Consider the following 20,217-nt stretch of genomic DNA (forward strand, 5'->3'; position numbering starts at 1 on the left):
GGCACGACCGGAAACCGTCGGTGGCCGCCGAAAACTGTCGGTGGTGACCTTTAGTCTCCCGCACATGCGTTCGACCCAGGCTCAGCTCGCGTTCGACGAGCTCGGAACTCCCTTGCGGGACACGACTTTCGTGGTGTTCGACCTCGAGACGACCGGGGCGGCGCCCGGCCCGTCGGGCATCACGGAGATCGGCGCGGTGAAGGTGCGCGGAGGCGAGATCCTGGGCGAGTTCGCGACGCTCGTCAACCCCGGGATGGTCATCCCGCCGCAGATCGTCTCGCTGACGGGCATCACCCAGGCGATGGTCTACGACGCGCCGCCGATCGAAGAGGTGCTGCCGGCGTTCCTCGAGTTCATCGGCGGTTCGGTGCTGGTGGCGCACAACTCGGGGTTCGACACGTCCCACATGCGGGCGGCGTGCGAAGGACACGGTTACGCCTGGCCGAAGCTGACGGTCGTCTGCACGGTCCGCCTGGCGCGCCGGGTCGTCCCGCGCGACGAGGTGGGCCGCTACAACCTGACGGCGCTGGCGTTGCTGTTCGGCGCGCGGACGCGGCCCACGCACCGGGCGCTCGACGACGCGAAGGCCACGGTCGACGTGCTGCACGGGCTGCTGGAGCGCGTCGGCAACGTGGGCGTCCATTCGCTCGAGGAGCTGATGGGGTACCTGCCCGAGGTCACGGTGGCGCAGCGGGCGAAGCGGCACCTGGCGGCGGACCTGCCGTCGGCGCCGGGCGTCTACCTGTTCAAGGGACCGAAGGACGAGGTCCTGTACGTCGGCACGGCGAAGGACCTCCGGCGGCGCGTGCGGACGTACTTCACGGGCTCGGAGGGGCGCAGCCGGATCCGCGAGATGGTCGGGCTGGCCGAGCGGGTCGACCACGTCGTGTGCGCGCACGCGCTGGAGGCGGAGGTGCGGGAGCTGCGGCTGATCGCGGCGCACAAGCCCGCGTACAACCGGCGGTCGAAGAACCGCCACCAGGGCTGGTGGGTCGGCCTGACGGAGGAGGCGTTCCCGCGGCTGTCGGTGGTCCGCCTGCCGCGGCCGGGGGTGCTGGGGCCGTTCCGCAACCAGGCGGACGCCCGCGCGACGGCGGACACCCTGGCGGGGGCATCGGGGCTGCGGACGTGCACCCAGCGGATCTCGCCGCGGACGGCGAACGGGACGCCGTGCGTGCTGGCGGAGCTGGGTCGCTGCGGGGCACCGTGCGCGGGACGGCAGAGCGTGGAGGCGTACGTCCCGGCGGTGGAGTCGGCATCGGGCCTGATCGCGGGCCTGGACGGCGGCGCGCTGCACGTGGCGGCGGCCCAGGTCGAGCGCCTGGCGGAGGGGCAGCACTACGAGCAGGCGGCCCGCCACCGCGACGAGCTGGCGGGGCTGATCCGCGCGTTGGGAAGGGCCCACCGCCAGTCGGCGCTGGCATCGATAGCAGAGCTGATCGCGGCGGCCCCGGACGGCGCGGGCGGCTGGGAGCTGACGGTGATCCGCTACGGCCGCTTGGCGTCGGCAGGCGTGGCGCGGCGCGGGGTACCGCCGATGCCGGTGGTGGAGGCGCTGGTGGCCTCGGCGGAGACGGTGCTGCCGGACCCGGGCCCGTTGAACGGCGCACCACCGGAGGAGGTGGGGGTGCTGTTGAGGTGGCTGGCCCGGCCGGGGGTGAGGCTGGTGCGCACGACGAGGCCGTGGGCCGAGCCGACCGCGGTGGCCGGGTGGCGGGGCTGGCTGGATCTGGTGTCGAGCGCGCACTCGCTGGAGCACGTGGGGTGAGAAGCCGGAGGCGGCCGGGCCGAGGCGGAGGCCGGCCGGGCCGGGGCGGGGCGGCCGGGCCGGGGCGGGGCGGCCGGGCCGGAGGGCCGGAGAGCCGGAGAGCCGGAGAGCCGGGAGCCAGAGGGCCAGAGCCGGAAGGCCAGAAGCCTGGAGCAAGGCCGGAGGGCCGGGAGCCAGAGGGCCAGAGCCGGAAGGCCAGAAGCCTGGGGCAAGGCCGGAGGGCCGGGAGCCAGAGGGCCAGAGCCGGATGGCCGGGAGCTTGGGGCAAGGCCGGAGGGCCGCGCCTGGGGCGGGAGCCGGAAGGCGGGAGCCAGAGGGCCGGAGCCGGAAGGCCGGGAGCGAGAGGGCCGGGAGCCTGGGGGCCAGCAGCCTGGGGGCCGGAGAGCTGGGCGGGCATCAAATGGTCAGGAGCTTGGGGGCGAGAACGGGAGCCGAAAGCCGAAAAGAAGGGTCACGAGACCAGACCTCCCCGCAACCCCGATCCGAAGCCCGAACACGGCCGGCGGTGCCGGGTCAAGGCATCTTTCCCGCCTTGACGCGGTACCGCCGGCCGTAGTCACAATCGGGCATCGGGGGGCGGAAACCCACCGGCCCACTCGCCGCCGGCGGCGGCGCCCCACCAGCCCACTCACCGACGACGGCAGCGACCCACCCACCACCGGCCCAGAACCTCGAACAACTCCGCTGACCGACCTCGGACAGCGACGCGAATGACCCATTGGGGACCCCTGACGTCCCGAATGAGTCATTCGCGACACCCGCCGGCCGCACCCCAAGCCGCGGCGGCGAACTCACGCGACCGAGCGATCCAATGCGTCCAACAGCCAAGTGTGCGCAACCCCCATCGAAGCCACCTCCCCCGTCACATCCCCCGCCAACCGCCAATACCGCCGCAACCGCGGATCCCGGTCCGGCGCCGTCCGCAAGTTCAACGCCCGCCGGAACTCCGGGGTGTCCCCCGTCCCCCACGCCACCGCATGCGCCGCCACGAACCGGTCCAACGCCTCTCCCGGAGCGGGCGGGATCCCCGGCGAAACCAGCGCGCAAGCCGAACCCACCGCAGCGTGCAGCTCCCCCAAATCGGCCACCCGCGAGTGCCCGGCCAAGGTGCTCGCCCGGACGTGCGCCGCCAACGTCCGGTCCGCCGCCAGCACCACCAGCGACGCGTACGCCACCACCTGCCCCGTCGACGGCTGCTCCGGCGGCCGAGGCGCGCTGATGTCCAGGAACATCCGAGCCGTGTCCGGCGGGATCGGGCCCGTCGTCATCGGGTGCCACAGGCGGACCAGCGCGTCGTGCGCCGCGTAGCCGTCCTGGACCGCCGTCAGCAGCTCCAGCCGGGCCGCTCGGTCGGCCGGCGCCGCCTCTTCCACCGCGCGCAGCACCGAACGCCGCCAGGCCAGCGTCGCCACCTCACGGTCCAGGGCCGCACGCTCGGCCGTCACGGCCTCGGCCAGCGACCGGGCCCCGGTCACCACCTCCGTGATCGACCGCAGCCCCAGCCCCAGCGCGCGCAGGCGGCGGACCATCGTCAGCCGGTCGACCGTCCCGGTGTCGAACCGCCGGTGACCGCCGACGCTGCGGGCGGGCTCCAGCAGCCCCTCGTCGCAGTAGAAGCGGATCGTGCGGACCGGCACCCCGGTGCGCCGGGCCAGGTCGCCGATCCCGAGTGTGTCTTCGGTCACCTTCGGTCGAACCTCCAGCCGGGTGGAATTCCTACGGTACGGCCCATGGACACCACCAGACTCGCCGAGGCGCTGCTCGACCGCACCGCCGCCTTCGCCGCCACCGTGACCGGCGCCGACCCCGCCACCCGCGTCCCCACCTGCCCGGACTGGCCGCTGCGGGTGCTCGTCGGCCACATCGGCCAGGCCCACCGCTGGTCCGCCGGCATCGTCCGCTCGGGCCCGTCGCCGGTTCCCGACCCCCTCGACGCCGACCCGGGCTCCCCCGGGAACTGGGCCGACTGGCTCCGGCAGGGCGCCGAGGACCTCGCCAAGACCGCGCGAGACGCAGGTGACACGCCGGTGTGGACCTTCTTCGGCGAACAGCCCGCGAAGTTCTGGCTCCGCCGGATGCTGAACGACACGACCGTCCACCACGCCGATGCCGCGCTGGCCACCGGAACCTCCTTCGAAGTGGCCCCCGACCTCGCGGAAGACGTCATCACCGAGTGGCTGGAGATGCTGGCGAACCCCGTCACGGCGAGCCTCAAGCCGGCCTTCGCCGAGCTGCGCGGCACCGGCCAGACCCTCCTGCTGACCGACGGCGACCACAGCTGGCTCGTCACCCGCGAACCCGGCGGCGTCAGCTGGACCCGCGACACCGCCACCGCCGCCACGGACGTCACGCTGGCCGGCCGAACACAGGACCTGCTGCTCGTCCTCACCCGGCGCGCGCCGCTCGACGACGTCACGCTCACCGGTGACCGCGCCCTGGCCGAACACTGGCTGGCGCGCACCGCGGCCTAGGATCGCGGACGAACCGACCACGAGCCTTGGAGGACCCCAGGTGATCACCGCGATCGTGTTGATCCAGGTAGAGGCGGACGCTATCCCGGACGCGGCGCAGGCGATCGCCGACATCGACGGCGTCGGCGAGGTCTACTCGTGCGCCGGGGACGTCGATCTCATCGCCACCGTCAAGGTGTCCGCCCACGAGGAGCTGGCCGACCTGATCCCGGGCCGGATCGGGAAGGTGCCGGGGGTGCTGGACACCGTCACGCACATCGCGTTCCGGTCGTACTCCCGCGCCGACACCGAGCAGGCCTTCGCCATCGGCGCCGAGGACTGAGAAGGCCCTCCAGACGCGCGCCCGCTGTGCCGGAGGTGGAGGCCGGAAAGCCCCCGCCGACGGCCGAGAAAGCCCCTCAGACGACCGAAGGCCACCTCCCGCGGGAGGTGGCCTTCGTCGTGTCCGGAACTCAGTGCTCCGAGCGCTTGGCAGTTTCGACGCTCTCGAACTCGCCCGGCTCGCCCTGGGTGACCGAGTGGCCGTTGCCGTGCCCGTTGCCATGAGCCCGCTGCAGCGCGGCGGTCTCCTCGGCCGGGTCCGGCGACCAGAACGTGCCCGGGACGGCCTCGCCGGCCGAACCCAGCTTGTTCATCTTCTTCGGCACCGAAGCGCCCTGGTACTCGAGCGGGATCGCGTGGCCGTGGCTGTCGACGCCGGCCAGCGGCTGGTGGATCTCGATGAACTCACCGTGCGGCAGCCGCTTGATGATGCCCGTCTCGACGCCGTGCTCCAGCACCTCGCGGTCGGCCCGCTGCAGGCCCAGGCAGAGCCGGTAGGTCAGGTAGTACGCCACCGGCGGCACGAGCAGCACGCCGATGCGGCCCGCCCACGTCGTCGCGTTCAGCGAGATGTCGAACTGGTCGGCGAGGATGTCGTTGAAGCCCGACAGCTCGATCACCATGAAGAAGCCCAGCGCCATCGCGCCCAGCGCCGTGCGGACCGGTGCGTCCCGCGGCCGCTGGAGCAGGTTGTGGTGCGCGGTGTCCTTGGACAGCTTCCGCTCGAGGAACGGGTAGGCCAGCAGCAGGCCGATCAGGACCGGCATGCCGATCGCGCCGGGGAAGAACACCGCCGGGATCGTGTAGTTCCCGAGGTAGACCTCCCAGGCGGGCCAGATCCGGAGCATGCCGTCGGCCCAGGCCATGTACCAGTCGGGCTGGGAGCCCGCCGAGACCTGCGCCGGGTTGTACGGGCCGAAGTTCCACACCGGGTTGATCTGGAACAGCCCCGACATCAGCGCCAGCACGCCCACGACCAGGGTGAAGAACGCCCCGCCCTTGAGCGCGAAGTACGGCATGATCCGCACGCCGACGACGTTGGTCTCCTTGCGCCGCACCCCCGGGAACTGGGTGTGCTTCTGGTACCACACCAGCGCCAGGTGCACCCCGACCAGCGCGAGCATGATGCCCGGCAGCAGCAGGATGTGCAGCGTGTACAACCGCGGGATGATCTGGTCGCCGGGGAACTCCCCGCCGAACAGGGCCCAGTGGATCCAGGTGCCGATCACCGGCACCGAGAGCACGATGCCCGACAGCGTCGCCCGGATCCCGGTACCCGAAAGCAGGTCGTCGGGCAGGGAGTAGCCGAAGAAGCCTTCGAAGCAGCCCAGGATCAGCAGCAGGCCGCCGATCACCCAGTTCGCCTCACGCGGGCGCCGGAACGCGCCGGTGAAGAAGATCCGCAGCATGTGCACGGCCATCGACGCCACGAAGATCAGCGCCGCCCAGTGGTGCAGCTGCCGCATGAACAACCCGCCGCGGACGTCGAACGAGAGGTCCAGGGTGGTGCGGAAGGCCTGCGACATCTCCAGGCCCTGCAGGTTCTTGAAGCTGCCGTGGTAGACGACCTCTTGCATCGAGGGGTCGAAGAACAACGTCAGGTAGACGCCGGTGAGCAGCAGGATGATGAAGCTGTAGAGCGCGATCTCGCCCAGCAGGAAGGACCAGTGGGTCGGGAACACCTTGTTCATCTGGTGCCGCAGGCCCTTGGCCAGGGTGTAGCGCTGGTCGGCGTTGTCCGCGGCGTCGCCCAGCGCCTTCTCGACCGGGCTCGACCCCTTGGTCGGCGTGGTGAGTGAACTCATGACTTACGCTCCCAAAAGGCCGGACCGATGGCCTCGATGAAGTCGCCTCGCGCGATCAAGTATCCCTCTTCGTCCACCGTGATCGGTAGCTGGGCCAGCGGACGGGTCGCCGGGCCGAAAATCGGCTTCGCGTAGTGGAGGGCGTCGAACTGCGACTGGTGGCACGGGCACAGGATCCGGTTGGTCCGCTGCTCGTACAGGGAGGTCGGGCAGCCGACGTGGCTGCAGATCTTCGTGTACGCGTAGAGGTCACCGAAGTTGAAGTCCTCCTGGCCGGCCCGCTTGACCACCTTGGCGGCGTCGGTCGGGCGCAGGCGGATCAGCATGACCGGGTTGTCGATGCGGGTCAGCGCGGCGGCCAGCAGCTCCGGCTTGTCCTTCTCGGAGTCGCGGTACGGGAACACCGTCTCCATCGCGCCGGCGTCGAGGTCCTCGGCCTTGACCAGGCTGACCTCTTCGCCCTCCTCCAGCGGCTTGCCGGTGTTGCGGCGCAAGTAGACCTTCTCGCCCGGGAAGTTCGGCTGCCAGCCGGTGTGCCAGAGCGACGCCCGGTTCTCGGTGTCCTTCCACGGGTTCTTGATGAAGGACGCCAGCGGCAGCGCCGCGGCCGCGAGCCCCAGCGTGCCGGCCCCGGCGATCGCCGAGCGCTTGATCAGCGACCGGCGGGCGATCGTGCTGCGGTTCCCGGCGTCGGCCAGGTGCGCGAGGATCGTCGCGCGGTCGACCTCGGCCGACCCCGCGCCCTGGTTGTCGCTGCGCTGCTGCACCGCGACCTCGGCGGGCACGAACTTCTTCGTGTACAGGATCACGCCGATGCCGAGGCCGAGGATGGCCAGGCCGAGCGTGATGCCCAGCATCGGGGTGTAGAGGCTGTACCAGAAGTGGCCGCTCTCGTTGTCCGGCGCCTCGTACTGCCACGGCCACCAGATGAGCGAGACGACGAACCCGATCCCGGCCAGGGCGGACAGCCCGAACCAGAACGCGACCAGGCGCTCGGCCCGCTTCTCCGCGCGGGTGCCCTCCACGGGCCACGGGGTCGGGTACTCGACGATCTCGACCCCGTCGAGCGCCCCGCCCAGCTTGACCAGCTGGTCCCGGTCCATCTCAGCCAGCTCCGCCTCCGTCGGCGGCTTCGGCCCCTCGGCACTCATGCCTTCGATCCAATCCACAACGTCACGCCGATCAGCGCGGCGATCCCGACGATAAAGGCGATCACGCCCTCCGAAGCGGGGCCGACCCCGCCGAGGCCGTTCCCACCCGGGTTGTTGTTGCCGTCCGACACCGACTTCACGTAGGCGACGATGTCCTTCTTCTCCTCCGGCGACAGCTGCCGGTCGGAGAACTTCGGCATGTTCTGCGGCCCGGTGAGCATGGCCGTGTAGATCTGCTCTTCGCTGGCCGGGTCCAGGTTCGGCGCGTACTTGCCGGCGGACAGCGCGCCGCCGCGGCCGGTGAAGTTGTGGCAGGACGCGCAGTTGAGGCGGAACAGCTCGCCACCGCGGGCCGGGTCGGAGCCGCGCAGGGCCTCGCCCTTCTCGGCGGGGCGCTGCACGCCGCCGCCGTGCGCCTGGATGTAGGCGCCGACCGCGTCGATCTCGGCCTCGGTCAGCTTCGGCGGCTTCCGCTCGACCTGCGCCTCCTGGCGCGAGGCGGGCATGCGGCCCGAAGAAGTCTGGAAGTACACCGCGGCGTCGCCGATGCCGATCAGGCTCGGCCCGCGGTCCTGCACGCCCTCGAGGTTCGCGCCGTGGCACGCGATGCAGGTGTTGTTGTAGACCTGCTCGCCGAGGCGCAGCTGCGCCGGCGTGCCCTGGGCCTGCGCGGTCTGCGGCTCCGGGGCGAACACGGCGTACAGGGCGCCGGCGCCCACCAGCGCGATGCCGAGCGCGAGCAGGCCGGCGAACCGCCTCCGCAGCTTCGACCGCGCGCGGTAGCGGCGCTCCGAGGATTTCGTGCTGGTGGTCATCTTGCGGCAACCCTTGCTGTCAGTTCAGGCCGATGGTGAAGGTGGTGGCGGCTGAGTGGACCTACGGAAGGAGGTAGATCACACCGAAGAGGCCGACCCACACGATGTCGACGAAGTGCCAGTAGTAGGACACGACGATCGCCGACGTGGCCTGGGCGGGCGTGAACTTGCTCAGTTTCGTGCGGATGAGCAGGTACACGAAGGCGATGAGCCCGCCGATGACGTGCAGGCCGTGGAACCCGGTGGCGAGGTAGAAGACCGTGCCGAACGGGCCGGACGGGATCGTCATCCCCTCTTCGACCAGGTTGTGGTACTCGTTGGCCTGGCCGCCGACGAAGATGGCGCCCATGATCAACGTGATGATGTACCAGCGGCGCAGGCCGTAGACGTCGCCGCGCTCGGCCGCGAACACGCCGAACTGGCAGGTCAGCGAGGACAGCACGAGGATCACCGTGAACGGGATCGCGTACGCCACGTTGAGGTGGAACTCCTCGCCGTGCAGCGGCGGCGGCCACTGGCCGGACGAGTTCTGCGCCTTGACGGTGAAGAACATCGCGAACAGTCCGGCGAAGAACATCAGCTCGCTGGAAAGCCACACGATGGTGCCGACACTGACCATGTTCGGCCGGTTCAGCGAGTGGACCCGCTGACTGATGGTGGGAGCTGCCGTTGTCACGCGTCGCATTATGTCCTCTCGCACCGCCGCTCCGCCGGGTGGGTCCACGGCGAGCCGTCTGCGTAACCGATCACACCGGATGCCCGGGAAGGTGAGAGCTACTCATGGGTTTACTCGACCGCCTGCTTGACCTGGTCAAGAAGCGCGAAACCGCCGGTCTGACGCCTGACGCGCCCGGGTTGGAGATCGTCGCGGAGGCCTTCGACCCGGTGGTCGCGGACTCGGCCGTCCTCGCCGGTTCACCCGCTTGGGTCAGCACGGCACCGGCCGTCCTGCGGCACCACCTGCTCCTGCCGCCGGACCGGGTGGCCGAGGCGGCGTCGATCCTCGCCCAGGACGGCTATGAGCTGCGAGAACAGGGTTTTTCGGGCGACTTGGCGCAGGTGCTCGCGGTGCGCGTCCAGGTGCTCGACGCCCTCCACTGCGCCCAGGAACGGTCCCGGATGGCCGGTCTGGCGCAGCGGCTCGGGGGTGACGCGCTGGGCTGGGACGCGCTCCAGCCGGAGGCGCCCGCGTGATGTCGGTCTCGGCCGATACGATCCGGGTGGACGTGTGCTTAGCGAGACGGAGGCGTGCCTGATGGGCGAGTCGATGCGGGTCCTGGTGTTCAGCCACAAGGCGGAGGTGCGTGAGGCGATCGTGAACGCGGTCGGGCGCCGTCCGGCGGCGGACCTGGCGCGCGTGGACTACGTCGAGGCGGCCGGCATCGCGGACGTGCTGTCCGAGGTGGACGCGGGCAACGTGGACCTGGCGATCCTCGACGGCGAGGCGCAGCCCACCGGCGGCATCGGCCTCTGCCGGCAGCTCAAGAGCGAGATCGCCGAATGCCCCCCGATCGTGATCGCGGTGCGGCGCAAGGACGACCGGTGGCTGGCGACGTGGTCGCAGGCGGACGCCGTGCTGGTGCACCCGCTGGACCCGCTGACCGCCGCGGAGACCGTCGCCGACGTGCTGCGACGGGTCCCCGTCGTGAACGGCTGAGCCCGGTGACCACCCCGGTCCCCCGCACCTGGCCGCCGCTGCTCAAGCAGCTCGTCGCGCGCGTCGACCTGTCCGAAGAGGACACGGCGTGGGCGATGGACCAGATCATGAGCGGCGCGGCGAGCCCGGCCCGGATCGCCGGGTTCGCGGTGGCGTTGCGCGCGAAGGGCGAGACGCCGTCGGAGATCGCCGGGATGGCGGCCACGATGCTGGCGCACGCCAAGCGGGTCGAGCTGGACCGCCCGGCGGTCGACATCGTCGGCACCGGCGGCGACGGCTCCAACTCGGTGAACATCTCGACGATGGCGACGATCGTCACGGCGGCGGCGGGCGCCCCGGTGGCCAAGCACGGCAACCGCAGCGCGTCGTCGAAGTCGGGCGCGGCGGACGTCCTCGAGGCGCTCGGGGTGACGATCTCCCTGCCCCCGGAGGACGTCCAGCGGAGCTTGACCGAGGTCGGCGTGGGGTTCTTCCTGGCGTCGGCGTTCCACCCGGCGCTGCGGCACGCGGGCCCGGTCCGCGGCGAGCTCGGCATCCCGACGACGTTCAACCTCCTGGGCCCGCTGACCAACCCGGCCCAGCCGGGCAGCGCGCTGATCGGCTGCGCGTACGAGGACAAGACGCACGTGCTGGCGGAGGTGTTCGCCCGCCGAGGCACCACGGCGTTGATCGTCCGCGGCGACGACGGTCTCGACGAGATCACCACGACGACGACCTCGTCGGTGTGGGTGGTGTCGGGCGGGGCGGTGACTTCACGGTCGCTGGATCCTTTGGAGCTGGGGATTCCCCGCGCTTCCGCCGTGGACCTGCGCGGCGGCGACGCGGCCTCGAACGCGCAGGTCGTGCGGGAGCTGGTGGGCGGCAAGCCGGGACCGGTGCGGGACGCGGTGCTGATCAACGCGGCCGCGGCTTTGGCGGCGTTCAGTGGCTTCTCGGGGTCGTTGGAGGACGATCTGCGCGGTGGGTTGGCGCGGGCTGCCGAGGCGATCGATTCCGGAGCCGCGGCGGCGCTGCTGGACCGCTGGATCGCGTTCGCCTGACCTGCGGGACGACTGTTGGGCCCACCGGGGGCAAGCCCGGGCACAGGGCGGCCCAGGCAGATGACCGCCGCGCCGAAGCAGGACCCGCACCCCACCCAGACCCCCCCACCACCCCGATCCGAAGCCAGAACACGGCCGGCGGTGCCGGGTCAAGGCATCTTTCCCGCCTTGACGCGGTACTGCCGGCCGTAGTCACAATCCGGCTTCGGGGTGGTGGCTGCTGCTGCAGCCGTCGAAGGTGACTCACCAAGTCGTTTCAGGAGTCCGGCCAGGCAACTCAGCCGCGGAAGGCCGCCCGGTACGAGGTCGGGCTCGTCCCACGCAACCGGGTGAACTGGTGCCGCAGCGCGGCCGCCGATGCGTAGCCGCACGCCACCGCGATGTCCTCCACCGACAGCCTGCCCTCCTCCAGCAACGCCTGCGCGCGGTCCAAGCGCCGCTCGGTCAGCCACCGGTGCGGGGTCGTGCCCGTCGCCGCCGAAAAACGGCGCAGGAACGTCCTCTCCCCCAACCCGCTCCGCCGGGCCAACTCCGCCACCGTGAACGGCCGGTCCAGGCGCCGCTCCACCCACTCCAGGGCCTCCGCCACCACCGAGTCGTCCGGGACCGTCGGCACCGGTGCCTGGACGAACTGCGCCTGGCCGCCCGCCCGGAACGGTGCCGCCACCATCCGGCGCGCCAGCGTCGTCGCCGCCGTGACGCCGCGCAGCCGGCGCACCAGGTGCAGGCACAGGTCCACCGCCGCCACCGTGCCCGCGCTCGTGAACACCCGCTCGTCGTCCGCGTACAGCGCCTGGGTGTCCACCACCGCCGTCGGGAACCGGGCACGGAACTCCGTCTCGTACACCCAGTGGACCGTGCAGCGGCGGCCGTCCAGCAGGCCCGCGTAGCCCAGCGTGAACACCCCCGCGCAGAACCCCGCCACCCACGCGCCCCGCGCCGCCGCGTCGCGCAGGACGTCCAGCACCTCGGAGGGCGGCGGCGCCGTCCGAGGGGCGCACGTCGGCACGATCAGCAGGTCCGCCGCCGCCGCGAAGTCCAGGCCCCGGAGCCCCGACAAGCCGAAGCCCGACCAGCTCGACACCGGAGAACCCGCAGGCGAGCAGACCCCGAACTCCCAGCCCTCGATGCCGTCGGCGCTGCGGTCGGTGCCGAACACCTCGCACGCGACCCCCAGCTCGAACGGCGAAACGTGGTCGGCCAGCACCACTGCGACCCGGTTGACGTCCATGCCGGCCAGCATGTCACAAGTTTTGCGGCCGTTGTCATCTCTGACACTGGTTGATCGACGCGGACCGGACGAACCTGGACGCCATGACGAACTCCGAAACCCGCCCGCTGCTCCAGTGGTCCGCGGCGATGGCGATGTCCGGCACGATCGGTGCGGTCGTCCTCGAGAGCGGCGCCGCCGCGCCCGCCGTGGCCTTCGCCCGCTGCTTCGTCGGCGGGGCGCTCCTGGTGATCTGGTGCTTCGCGCGCGGCTGGCTGCCGGCCTGGCGGCCCACGAAACGCGACCTCGGGCTGGCCGTCCTCGGCGGGCTGTTCCTGGTCGGCAACTGGGTGCTGCTGTTCGCGTCCTACGCGCTGTCGTCGATCTCGGTCAGCACCGTCGTCTACCACACGCAGCCGCTCATCCTGGTCGGCCTGGCGGCGGCGTTCCTCGGCGAGAAGGTGGCGAAGAGCCACTGGGTCCGGGCCGCGATCGCCTTCGGCGGGGTCGCCCTGATCTCCCTGTCCGCGCACGGCGAGGACGGCAAACCCGTGCAGCTGGCCGGCATCGGGCTGGCGCTCGGCGCGGCCCTGCTCTACACCGGCGCGTCCTTCGTCGCGAAGCAGCTGAAGCACATCCGCCCGCACCTGCTCGCGGCCGTCCAGACGACGGTGGGCGCGCTCGTCCTGGCGCCCGTGTTGCTCGTCACGCCGCTACCGACGTCGACGCACGGCTTGCTCTGGCTGGTGCTGCTGGGCACCGTCCACACGGCACTGATGTACGTGCTGATGTACGCGAGCATCGGCAAGCTGCCGACCACGACGGTGGCGCTGCTGTCCTACCTGTACCCGGTGGTGGCGGTGCTGGTGGACGTCGCCTTCTACGGCCACCGTCCGACCTGGCCGGAAGCACTGGGCATGCTCGCAGTACTGGCCGCGGCCCTGAGTCCTCAGCGCCGCGGCCAGTCATCAAAAGCGAAGATCAGTCGTGCGACGGACCCGTGTGGTACTCGAACACCAGCCCGCCGATCGTGATGAGCAGCGCGACCAGCGCGATGACGACCAGCCAGATGTGGAAGAACGCCAGGCCCAGCGCGGCGAGGGCGGCGGTGGCGGCCATGCCGACCGGCCAGTAGCTGCCCGGGCTGAAGAAGCCCAGCTCACCGGCGCCGTCGCTGATCTCGGCGTCCTCGCGGTCCTCCGGGCGCGGTTCGATGCGGCGGGCGACGAACTGCATGTAGCTGCCCGCGAGGAACGCGAGGCCGCCGGTGAGGAACAGCGCGACGATGCCGACCGGCTCCGCCCCGTGGGTCGCGGCCAGGGCGGTCCAGACCCAGTACACGACCGCCATGAACACGGCGAAGATCGCCACGATGAAGAAGATGCGGGCTTCGACCTTCATGGGTCTTTCCTACTCCCTGTGTGGCTGGGCCGTCAGTTGGACGCGGTCCGCGCCGTGCGGTCGGTGTTGAACGGCTGGGTGGTCACCGCGTGCGGGGTGCACAGCTCGCCGCAGTTCATCTTCGCCAGCGCCTCGGAGGCGGTGAACGTCTGGCCGGTGGCCGGGTTCACCTGCTTGCGCAGCGCGATGTACGCGTCGTACTTGTCCGCCGACAGCGCGCGGACCTCGAAGTTCATCACCGAGTGGTACGTGCCGCACAGCTCCGCGCACCGGCCGACGAAGGAACCTTCGCGGTCGATCGTGTTCTGGAAGGAGCTGTCCTGGTTGTTCTTGTCCGGGTTCGGCATGACGTCCCGCTTGAAGTGGAACTCCGGGACCCAGAAGGAGTGGATGACGTCGGTGGAGATCAGGTCGTACTGGATGACCTTGCCGACCGGGAGCACCAGCAGCGGGATCTCGCCGGACGAGCCGACCGTGCTGACCTGGCCGCTGCCGTCGGGCTTCGCCGCGTTGGCGTCCTCGTACTTGAACTCCCAGTTCCACTGGAAGGCCACGACCTGGACCTTGACGTCCGGGTTCGGGATCTTGTCCAGGACCTTCGACTCCGTCGTCGCGGTGAAGAAGAACAGGACGCAGACCATGATCGTCGGGACGACGACCGTGAACAGCTCGAGCGGGATGTTGTACTGGAACTGGCGGGGCAGCTCCTCCGGCTCGCCGTCCGCGGTCTTCTTCTTGCGGTGGAACGCCGCGGTCCAGAAGATCAGGGCCCACACGATGGCGCCGACGACCAGCGCGGCCACCACGGTCCAGGTCCACAGCGTGCGCATCTCGTTCGCCTGCCGCGTGACGCCCACCGGCCAGCCGAACCGCAGGATCTCGTCGCCGGAGCAGCCCGTCGCGGTCAGCGCGACCAGCACGGCCAGCGCCGCTACGCGCGCGGTCCGCTTCCCCAGGGTGCGCTTGGGTTGTCCCACTGCGCCTCGCCCTTTCACCCAGAGCCTCCTACGACCGATCTTTGTGACAGGCGGAGCCTAGCCGAGTTGGCCCGTCCCGCTGACCAAGGGGTAACCATCGACGCGCGTGTTACGCGCCACCACCCGCCCGGCATACTGGGCACTTCCCCCAGCCCGGTGAAGAACTCCGAAGGTGTGTGAGTACCCGTGTGCGGCCTGCTTGGACTGATCTGCGCGACCGAAACCGGCGCGGCGAACGCGCGTGACGCCGTCGGCGCGGCCATGCGCTGCCAGCGCCACCGCGGCCCCGACGAGCAGGACACGTGGGCCGACGCCGAGGTCGTCTACGGCTTCAACCGGCTCGCGTTCATCGACGTCGAGCACGCCCACCAGCCGCTGGTCTGGGGGCCGCCGGAGGCGCCGGGCCGCTACACGATGAACTTCAACGGCGAGATCTACAACTACCTGGAGCTGCGCGCCGAGCTCGCCGAGAAGCACGGTGCGAAGTTCGAGACCGAGGGTGACGGCGAGGCCATCGTCGCCGGCTTCCACTACCTCGGCGCCGACTGGGTGAAGCGCCTGCGCGGCATGTTCGCCTTCATGATCTGGGACTCGCAGGAGAAGCGGGTGTTCGGCGCGCGCGACCCGTTCGGGATCAAGCCGCTGTTCTACTCGGCCGGCCCCGGCGGGGTGGCGTTCTCCAGCGAGAAGAAGAGCCTGCTGGAGCTGTCGGACACCCTGGGCGTCGCGCAGGAGCTGGACCGCAAGGCCCTGCAGCACTACCTGGTCCTGCAGTACGTGCCCGAGCCCGAGTCGCTGCACACCGCGATCCGCCGCGTCGAGTCCGGGACGTCGTTCGAGGTGGTGCCCGGCGGTGAGGTGAAGTTCACCCGCTACTTCCACCCGCAGTTCAGCGCGAAGCCGGTGAACACGCAGGCCGAGGCCGAGGAGCTGCACCAGCGCATCGCCGATGTGATGCGCGACTCGGTCGGCAAGCACATGATCTCGGACCCCGACGTCACCGTCGGCGCGTTCCTCTCCGGCGGCATCGACTCCACGGCCACCGCGACGCTGGCCAAGGAGCACAACCCGAACCTGATCGCGTTCACCACCGGGTTCGAGCGCGAGGGCTACTCCGAGGTCGACGTCGCCGCCGAGTCGGCCGCCGCGATCGGCGTGAAGCACGTGGTCCGGACGGTGTCGGCGGACGAGATGATGGAGGTGCTGCCGCTCATCGTCTGGTACCTCGACGACCCGGTGGCCGACCCGGCGCTGGTCCCGCTGTGGTTCATCGCCCGCGAGGCCCGCAAGCACGTCAAGGCGGTGCTGTCCGGCGAGGGCGCGGACGAGCTGTTCGGCGGCTACACGATCTACAATGAGCCGATCTCGCTGGCGCCGTTCGAGAAGATCCCCGGCGGCATGCGGAAGCTGATCGGCAAGGTCTCCACCAAGATCCCCGAGGGCACCCGCGGCAAGGACCTGCTCCGCCGTGGCGCGCTGCCGCTGGAGGACCGCTACTACGGCAACGCGCGCAACTTCCGTGACGACCAGCTGCGGAACGTTCTCCGCACGTACCAGGAAGGCGTCGGCTTCAAGGACGTGACGGCGCCTTGGTACGACGTCTCGCGCGGCTGGGACCCGGTGGCCCGCATGCAGCACGTCGACCTCTACACGTGGCTGCGCGGCGACATCCTGGTCAAGGCCGACAAGGTCACCATGGCGAACTCCCTGGAACTGCGGGTGCCGTTCCTGGACGCCGAGGTGTTCAAGGTCGCGGCGTCGATCCCGCTGGACCAGAAGCTGGCCCACGGCACGACGAAGTACGCGCTGCGCCAGGCCCTGGCCAAGATCATCCCGGCGCACGTGCTGAACCGCCGCAAGCTCGGCTTCCCCGTCCCGATCCGCCTGTGGCTGCGCAACGAGATGTACGACTGGGCGAAGGGGATCATCAGCGACTCGAAGACCGAGGAGCTGCTGGACAAGAAGGCGATCCTGGCGCTGCTGGAGGAGCACAAGGCGGGCCAGCTGGACCGCAGCCGCCAGCTGTGGGCGCTGATCGTGTTCATGCTGTGGCACGGCATCTTCGTCGAGCACCGGATCAAGCCCGAGGTGCCGGAGCCGGTGTACCCGGTCAAGCTCTGAGTCTCCGGAGAAGGGCCCCGCTTCGGCGGGGCCCTTCTCCGTTCAGCGGGTCAGTGCCACCACTGGTTGGTGCCGCCCGCGACGAAGTCCCAGAGCTGCCCCCGGTTGCCCGACGAGCCGGTGGGCACGCGCGAAGCCTCCAGGTAGCGGCCGTACTTCGCGTTCTGGAGCCGGAGGTACCCCTCCGGGTTGACGGTCGCCGCCCACCACTGGTTCTGCCCGCCGGCCACGAAGTCCCACAGCTGCACGGCCGTGCCGTTCGCCCCGCCGGTCGCGGTGGCCGCTTCCAGGTACCTCTTGGTGACGATGTTCTGGAACCGGTAGTAGCCCTCCGGGTTGCGGGTGACGTAGAAGGCCTCGACGGCGGTGTTCCCGCACGGCCCGAGCCACATCGGGGCGCCGTTGTGCCAGATGTCGTCCCGCGGGTTGAGGCAGCCCCCGGTCCAGCCGCTCACCAGGTGGTAGGCGGGGTGCGCGGGATCGGCCGCCGGGCCGGTGTACAGCGTGAGCTCGATGCCCGGGATCGGCGACTCCGCGGCGCTCGCCTGCGGCGCCACGACGAACGTGAGCAGGCTCGCCGCGATGGCGGCGGCCGCGAGCAGGCGTCTTTTGACGGTCATGTGTTCCCCCTCGGCGGAGCACCGCCCCCCTGGCGGCCTCCACCCGCCATCCTGCACCCGGACAAGACGGTTGAAAAGCCGCGAAGGCCTCCTCAACGGCTTTTTCGACCGGCGAGGAGGCCTGCACGGGCTTGCGGGAACTAGGCGGCGGGCAGGACCGCCGAGATCTCCTCGGCCGCGTCCGGGCCGAACGCCTCGCCGATGCGGGCCAGGGCGTCGGTGCGGTCGAACGTCCACTCCTGCGTGCCGACCGTCTCCAGGACCAGCACCGCGATCAGCGAACCCAGCTGGGCCGCGCGCTCGACGTTCAGGCCGCCGTCGAGGCCGGCCAGGAAGCCCGCGCGGAAGCCGTCGCCGACGCCCGTCGGGTCGGCCTTCGCGCGCTCCGGGACCGCGCCGATCTGCAGGGCCACGCCGTCCTTGCCGACGATCTCGACGCCCTTCTCGCCCAGCGTCGTGATCCGCAGGCCGACCTGGTCGAGGACGTCGGCCTCGGTCCAGCCGGTCTTCTGGAGCAGCAGCTCCCACTCGTAGTCGTTGCTGAACAGGTACTTCGCGCCGGCGACGAACGCGCGCGCCTGCTCGCCGGTCATCCGGGCGAGCTGCTGCGACGGGTCGACGGCGAACGCGTACCCGCGCTGGCGGCACTCCTCGGCGTGGCGGACCATGCCCTCGGGGTCGTCCGGGCTGATCAGCACCAGGCCGATCTCGCCGGCGCGCTCGGCGATCGGCTGCAGCTCGATGTTGCGGGACTCGGCCATCGCGCCGGCGTAGAACGTCGCGATCTGGCAGAGGTCCTCGTCGGTCGTGCAGACGAACCGCGCGGTGTGCGCGACCTCCGACACGTGCACGCCGGACGTGTCGACGCCGTGGCGCTCCAGCCAGGAGCGGTAGTCCGCGAAGTCGGCGCCGACGGCGCCCACGAGCACCGGCCGCACGCCGAGCACCCCGAGGCCGAAGGCGATGTTCGCGCCGATGCCGCCGCGCCGGACCACGAGGTCGTCGGCGAGGAAGCTCAGCGAGACCCGGTGCAGCTGCTCGGCTACCAGCTGCTCCGCGAACCTGCCCGGGAAATGCATGAGGTGGTCGGTTGCGATACTGCCGGACACCGCGATCCTGGCCCTGTCTGCCACCGGCTGCTCCTTTGTGCTCGACCTCACGGCAAAAGGCGCGAAGTTACCCCCGGGTCATGACCCAACCGGGTAGTTCGCGCACGCCCAGCCGACACTACCGGCTGGTACTCCTTCTCCAGTCGAGAGAGGATCAATAGCGTTACGAATCGTGAACGCCGTCACCGAACCCGAGACCCTGTCCGAGCTGATCGCCGACTGCGCGCTCATCCCGGCGACACTGCAGGCCGAGAGCCTGCCGCTGCCCCGCGTCACGGCCGAGCCGTGGGAGGTCGACGACGCGTGCCACGCCCAGGTGGCCGAGCTCGACGCCTACGTGTAGTCCGCAGACACGAAGAAGGCCCCGCCCTCCCGGTTCGGGACGACGGGGCCTTTTCACGTCCGGCTCAGTGGAACGAGTCGCCGCAGGCGCAGGAGCCGGTGGCGTTCGGGTTGTCGATCGTGAAGCCCTGCTTCTCGATCGTGTCCACGAAGTCGATGACGGCTTCCGACACGTACGGCGCGCTCATCCGGTCGACGGCGACCTTGAGGCCGTCGAAGTCGCGGAACAGGTCGCCGTCGAGCGAACGCTCGTCGAAGAACAGCTGGTAGCGCAGGCCCGCGCAGCCACCCGGCTGGACGGCGATGCGCAGGTGCATGTCGTCGCGGCCCTCCTGCTCGAGCAGGGCCTTCGCCTTGGAAGCCGCGGCGTCGGTCAACGTGACGCCGTGGGTCTCCTCGGCGGTCTCGGCCTGCGTCGCGCCGGCGTGCTCAGCGGTCGTCATGGCACTCCCTCTAAGTTCGAACTCGCTGCGGATACTCCTCGTGCTGACGTCTTCAACACCCGGAGAGTCCGATCTGTTCCCCCACCATGGTCGCACATGGATCGACCTGGTGAACGGCGGCGTGACGCCTGCAATACCCTGGTGAGGTGAGGTTCCTGCGCCGAAGCACCACAGACACCGCCGCCGAAGAGCCGGAGACGACGGACGCCGTCGACGTCGGCGGCAAGTCGTTCACGCCCGGTAAGGGCAAGGCTACGCCGAAGCGGCGTGACGCGGAGGCGAAGCGCCGTGGCCCGGTGGCGCCGCCGCCGACCACGATGCGCGAGGCGATGAAGCGCAACAAGGAATTGCGCAAGTCGAACCCGCAGACGAAGGAAGACCGCCGCGCGGCGGCCAAGCTCCGCCGCGACCGCATGATGGCGGGCGACGACAAGTACCTGCTCCCGCGCGACCGCGGGCCGGTCAAGGCGTACGTCCGCGACCTGGTCGACACGCGCCGCAACCTGCTGGGCCTGTTCATGCCGCTGGCGATCCTGGTGTTCCTGGCGCTGCTGGTGCCGCTGCCCCAGGTCCAGTCGTACATCACGCTGCTGTGCACGGCGCTGCTGCTGGTGATGGCCATCGAGGGCTTCGTGAACGGGCGCAAGATCGCGAAGCTGGTGCGGGAGAAGTTCCCGAAGGAGACCGTGAGCGGGCGGTCGATCGGGTGGTACGCGTTCGTACGGGCGTCCCAGATCCGGCGGCTGCGGGTGCCCAAGCCGCGGCTGAAGCCCGGGGATCGCATCCCCAACTGAGCTGGTTTCGAGAAGCCGGGTCGAGCGACGCTCGACCCGGCTTCTTGCTGTCCGCCGGCCTCTCCGCGCCGGGCAAACGACGTGAATGACTCATTCATGTCGCCTGGCGACATGAATGAGTCATTCACGTCACTTCGGGAGGGGCCCGCGAGGCTGGAGTCACTCCAGGGTC

At 70.6% G+C, this 20,217-nt stretch carries 21 protein-coding genes; 10 read left to right on the forward strand and 11 right to left on the reverse strand.

Annotated features, from left to right (window positions below; all coding sequences use genetic code 11):
- Positions 1–64 precede the first annotated feature (64 nt).
- Entirely contained in the window at positions 65–1,768 is a 1,704-nt protein-coding gene (locus tag ACIQWX_RS37035) for a DEDD exonuclease domain-containing protein (RefSeq protein WP_400881331.1), read from the forward strand.
- Positions 1,769–2,559: 791 nt separating this feature from the next.
- Here the strand turns inward: ACIQWX_RS37035 and ACIQWX_RS37040 are convergent.
- Complete coding sequence (locus tag ACIQWX_RS37040) at positions 2,560–3,453, reverse strand: MerR family transcriptional regulator (protein ID WP_400881333.1); 894 nt, start codon at positions 3,451–3,453, stop codon at positions 2,560–2,562.
- Between the two features lie 45 nt (positions 3,454–3,498).
- Here ACIQWX_RS37040 and ACIQWX_RS37045 point away from each other — a divergent pair, with 45 nt between their 5' ends.
- Entirely contained in the window at positions 3,499–4,239 is a 741-nt protein-coding gene (locus ACIQWX_RS37045; RefSeq protein ID WP_400881335.1) for a maleylpyruvate isomerase family mycothiol-dependent enzyme, read from the forward strand.
- Between the two features lie 40 nt (positions 4,240–4,279).
- Complete coding sequence (locus ACIQWX_RS37050) at positions 4,280–4,561, forward strand: Lrp/AsnC family transcriptional regulator (protein WP_284750247.1); 282 nt, start codon at positions 4,280–4,282, stop codon at positions 4,559–4,561.
- 130 nt (positions 4,562–4,691) lie between these two features.
- Here ACIQWX_RS37050 and ACIQWX_RS37055 read toward each other — a convergent pair whose 3' ends face one another.
- The 4 genes from ACIQWX_RS37055 to ACIQWX_RS37070 all read right to left on the reverse strand — a co-directional run bounded on the left by ACIQWX_RS37055 (position 4,692) and on the right by ACIQWX_RS37070 (position 9,016).
- Positions 4,692–6,365 (reverse strand): cytochrome bc complex cytochrome b subunit, encoded by a 1,674-nt coding sequence (locus tag ACIQWX_RS37055; RefSeq protein WP_400881337.1) that lies wholly within the window; start codon positions 6,363–6,365, stop codon positions 4,692–4,694.
- Entirely contained in the window at positions 6,362–7,516 is a 1,155-nt protein-coding gene (locus ACIQWX_RS37060; RefSeq protein ID WP_400881338.1) for a ubiquinol-cytochrome c reductase iron-sulfur subunit, read from the reverse strand. The genes ACIQWX_RS37055 and ACIQWX_RS37060 overlap by 4 nt, the downstream gene beginning before the upstream one ends.
- A complete protein-coding gene (locus tag ACIQWX_RS37065) occupies positions 7,513–8,331 on the reverse strand; it encodes a c-type cytochrome (RefSeq protein ID WP_286003157.1) in 819 nt (272 codons plus the stop codon). Before ACIQWX_RS37065 ends, ACIQWX_RS37060 begins: the two co-directional genes overlap by 4 nt.
- A 61-nt stretch (positions 8,332–8,392) precedes the next feature.
- Positions 8,393–9,016 carry a heme-copper oxidase subunit III gene (locus ACIQWX_RS37070; RefSeq protein WP_086681061.1) on the reverse strand — a complete coding sequence of 208 codons (624 nt, stop codon included), beginning with the start codon at positions 9,014–9,016 and terminating at the stop codon, positions 8,393–8,395.
- Between the two features lie 95 nt (positions 9,017–9,111).
- On the opposite strand from ACIQWX_RS37070, the gene ACIQWX_RS37075 reads away from it, so the two are divergent.
- From ACIQWX_RS37075 to trpD, 3 genes are all read left to right on the forward strand, one after another.
- Complete coding sequence (locus ACIQWX_RS37075; protein ID WP_400881340.1) at positions 9,112–9,525, forward strand: hypothetical protein; 414 nt, start codon at positions 9,112–9,114, stop codon at positions 9,523–9,525.
- A 61-nt stretch (positions 9,526–9,586) separates the two neighbouring features.
- Positions 9,587–9,988 (forward strand): hypothetical protein, encoded by a 402-nt coding sequence (locus ACIQWX_RS37080; RefSeq protein WP_400881470.1) that lies wholly within the window; start codon positions 9,587–9,589, stop codon positions 9,986–9,988.
- 5 nt (positions 9,989–9,993) lie between these two features.
- Positions 9,994–11,028, forward strand: coding sequence for an anthranilate phosphoribosyltransferase (gene trpD / locus ACIQWX_RS37085; RefSeq protein ID WP_400881342.1), 1,035 nt, complete (start codon positions 9,994–9,996; stop codon positions 11,026–11,028).
- 277 nt (positions 11,029–11,305) lie between these two features.
- Here trpD and ACIQWX_RS37090 read toward each other — a convergent pair whose 3' ends face one another.
- Positions 11,306–12,259, reverse strand: a complete 954-nt coding sequence (locus ACIQWX_RS37090) for a GlxA family transcriptional regulator (RefSeq protein WP_400881472.1) — start codon at positions 12,257–12,259, stop codon at positions 11,306–11,308.
- Between the two features lie 83 nt (positions 12,260–12,342).
- Between ACIQWX_RS37090 and ACIQWX_RS37095 the strand changes: the two genes are divergently transcribed.
- Positions 12,343–13,272 carry a DMT family transporter gene (locus ACIQWX_RS37095; protein WP_400881344.1) on the forward strand — a complete coding sequence of 310 codons (930 nt, stop codon included), beginning with the start codon at positions 12,343–12,345 and terminating at the stop codon, positions 13,270–13,272.
- On the opposite strand, the gene ACIQWX_RS37100 is transcribed toward ACIQWX_RS37095, so the two are convergent.
- Both ACIQWX_RS37100 and ACIQWX_RS37105 read right to left on the reverse strand, forming a co-directional pair.
- On the reverse strand, positions 13,220–13,639 hold the full coding sequence (locus tag ACIQWX_RS37100) for a cytochrome c oxidase subunit 4 (protein ID WP_400881346.1): 420 nt from the start codon (positions 13,637–13,639) through the stop codon (positions 13,220–13,222). The two genes, ACIQWX_RS37095 and ACIQWX_RS37100, sit on opposite strands and share 53 nt — an antisense overlap.
- A 32-nt stretch (positions 13,640–13,671) precedes the next feature.
- A complete protein-coding gene (locus ACIQWX_RS37105) occupies positions 13,672–14,616 on the reverse strand; it encodes a cytochrome c oxidase subunit II (RefSeq protein WP_400881348.1) in 945 nt (314 codons plus the stop codon).
- A 186-nt stretch (positions 14,617–14,802) separates the two neighbouring features.
- Here ACIQWX_RS37105 and asnB point away from each other — a divergent pair, with 186 nt between their 5' ends.
- Positions 14,803–16,737 carry an asparagine synthase (glutamine-hydrolyzing) gene (gene asnB, locus ACIQWX_RS37110; RefSeq protein ID WP_400881350.1) on the forward strand — a complete coding sequence of 645 codons (1,935 nt, stop codon included), beginning with the start codon at positions 14,803–14,805 and terminating at the stop codon, positions 16,735–16,737.
- Positions 16,738–16,787: 50 nt separating this feature from the next.
- Here asnB and ACIQWX_RS37115 read toward each other — a convergent pair whose 3' ends face one another.
- Positions 16,788–17,357 (reverse strand): RICIN domain-containing protein, encoded by a 570-nt coding sequence (locus tag ACIQWX_RS37115; RefSeq protein ID WP_400881352.1) that lies wholly within the window; start codon positions 17,355–17,357, stop codon positions 16,788–16,790.
- A 140-nt stretch (positions 17,358–17,497) separates the two neighbouring features.
- Complete coding sequence (locus ACIQWX_RS37120; RefSeq protein WP_400881354.1) at positions 17,498–18,490, reverse strand: carbohydrate kinase family protein; 993 nt, start codon at positions 18,488–18,490, stop codon at positions 17,498–17,500.
- Between the two features lie 148 nt (positions 18,491–18,638).
- On the opposite strand from ACIQWX_RS37120, the gene ACIQWX_RS37125 reads away from it, so the two are divergent.
- Positions 18,639–18,809, forward strand: coding sequence for a hypothetical protein (locus ACIQWX_RS37125; RefSeq protein WP_167379980.1), 171 nt, complete (start codon positions 18,639–18,641; stop codon positions 18,807–18,809).
- 64 nt (positions 18,810–18,873) lie between these two features.
- On the opposite strand, the gene ACIQWX_RS37130 is transcribed toward ACIQWX_RS37125, so the two are convergent.
- Complete coding sequence (locus ACIQWX_RS37130) at positions 18,874–19,251, reverse strand: iron-sulfur cluster assembly accessory protein (protein ID WP_086681079.1); 378 nt, start codon at positions 19,249–19,251, stop codon at positions 18,874–18,876.
- 146 nt (positions 19,252–19,397) lie between these two features.
- Here ACIQWX_RS37130 and ACIQWX_RS37135 point away from each other — a divergent pair, with 146 nt between their 5' ends.
- Complete coding sequence (locus ACIQWX_RS37135) at positions 19,398–20,045, forward strand: DUF3043 domain-containing protein (protein ID WP_400881356.1); 648 nt, start codon at positions 19,398–19,400, stop codon at positions 20,043–20,045.
- The last annotated feature ends 172 nt before the right edge of the window (positions 20,046–20,217 follow it).

Source organism: Amycolatopsis sp. NPDC098790, assembly GCF_044759945.1.
Lineage (GTDB): Bacteria > Actinomycetota > Actinomycetes > Mycobacteriales > Pseudonocardiaceae > Amycolatopsis.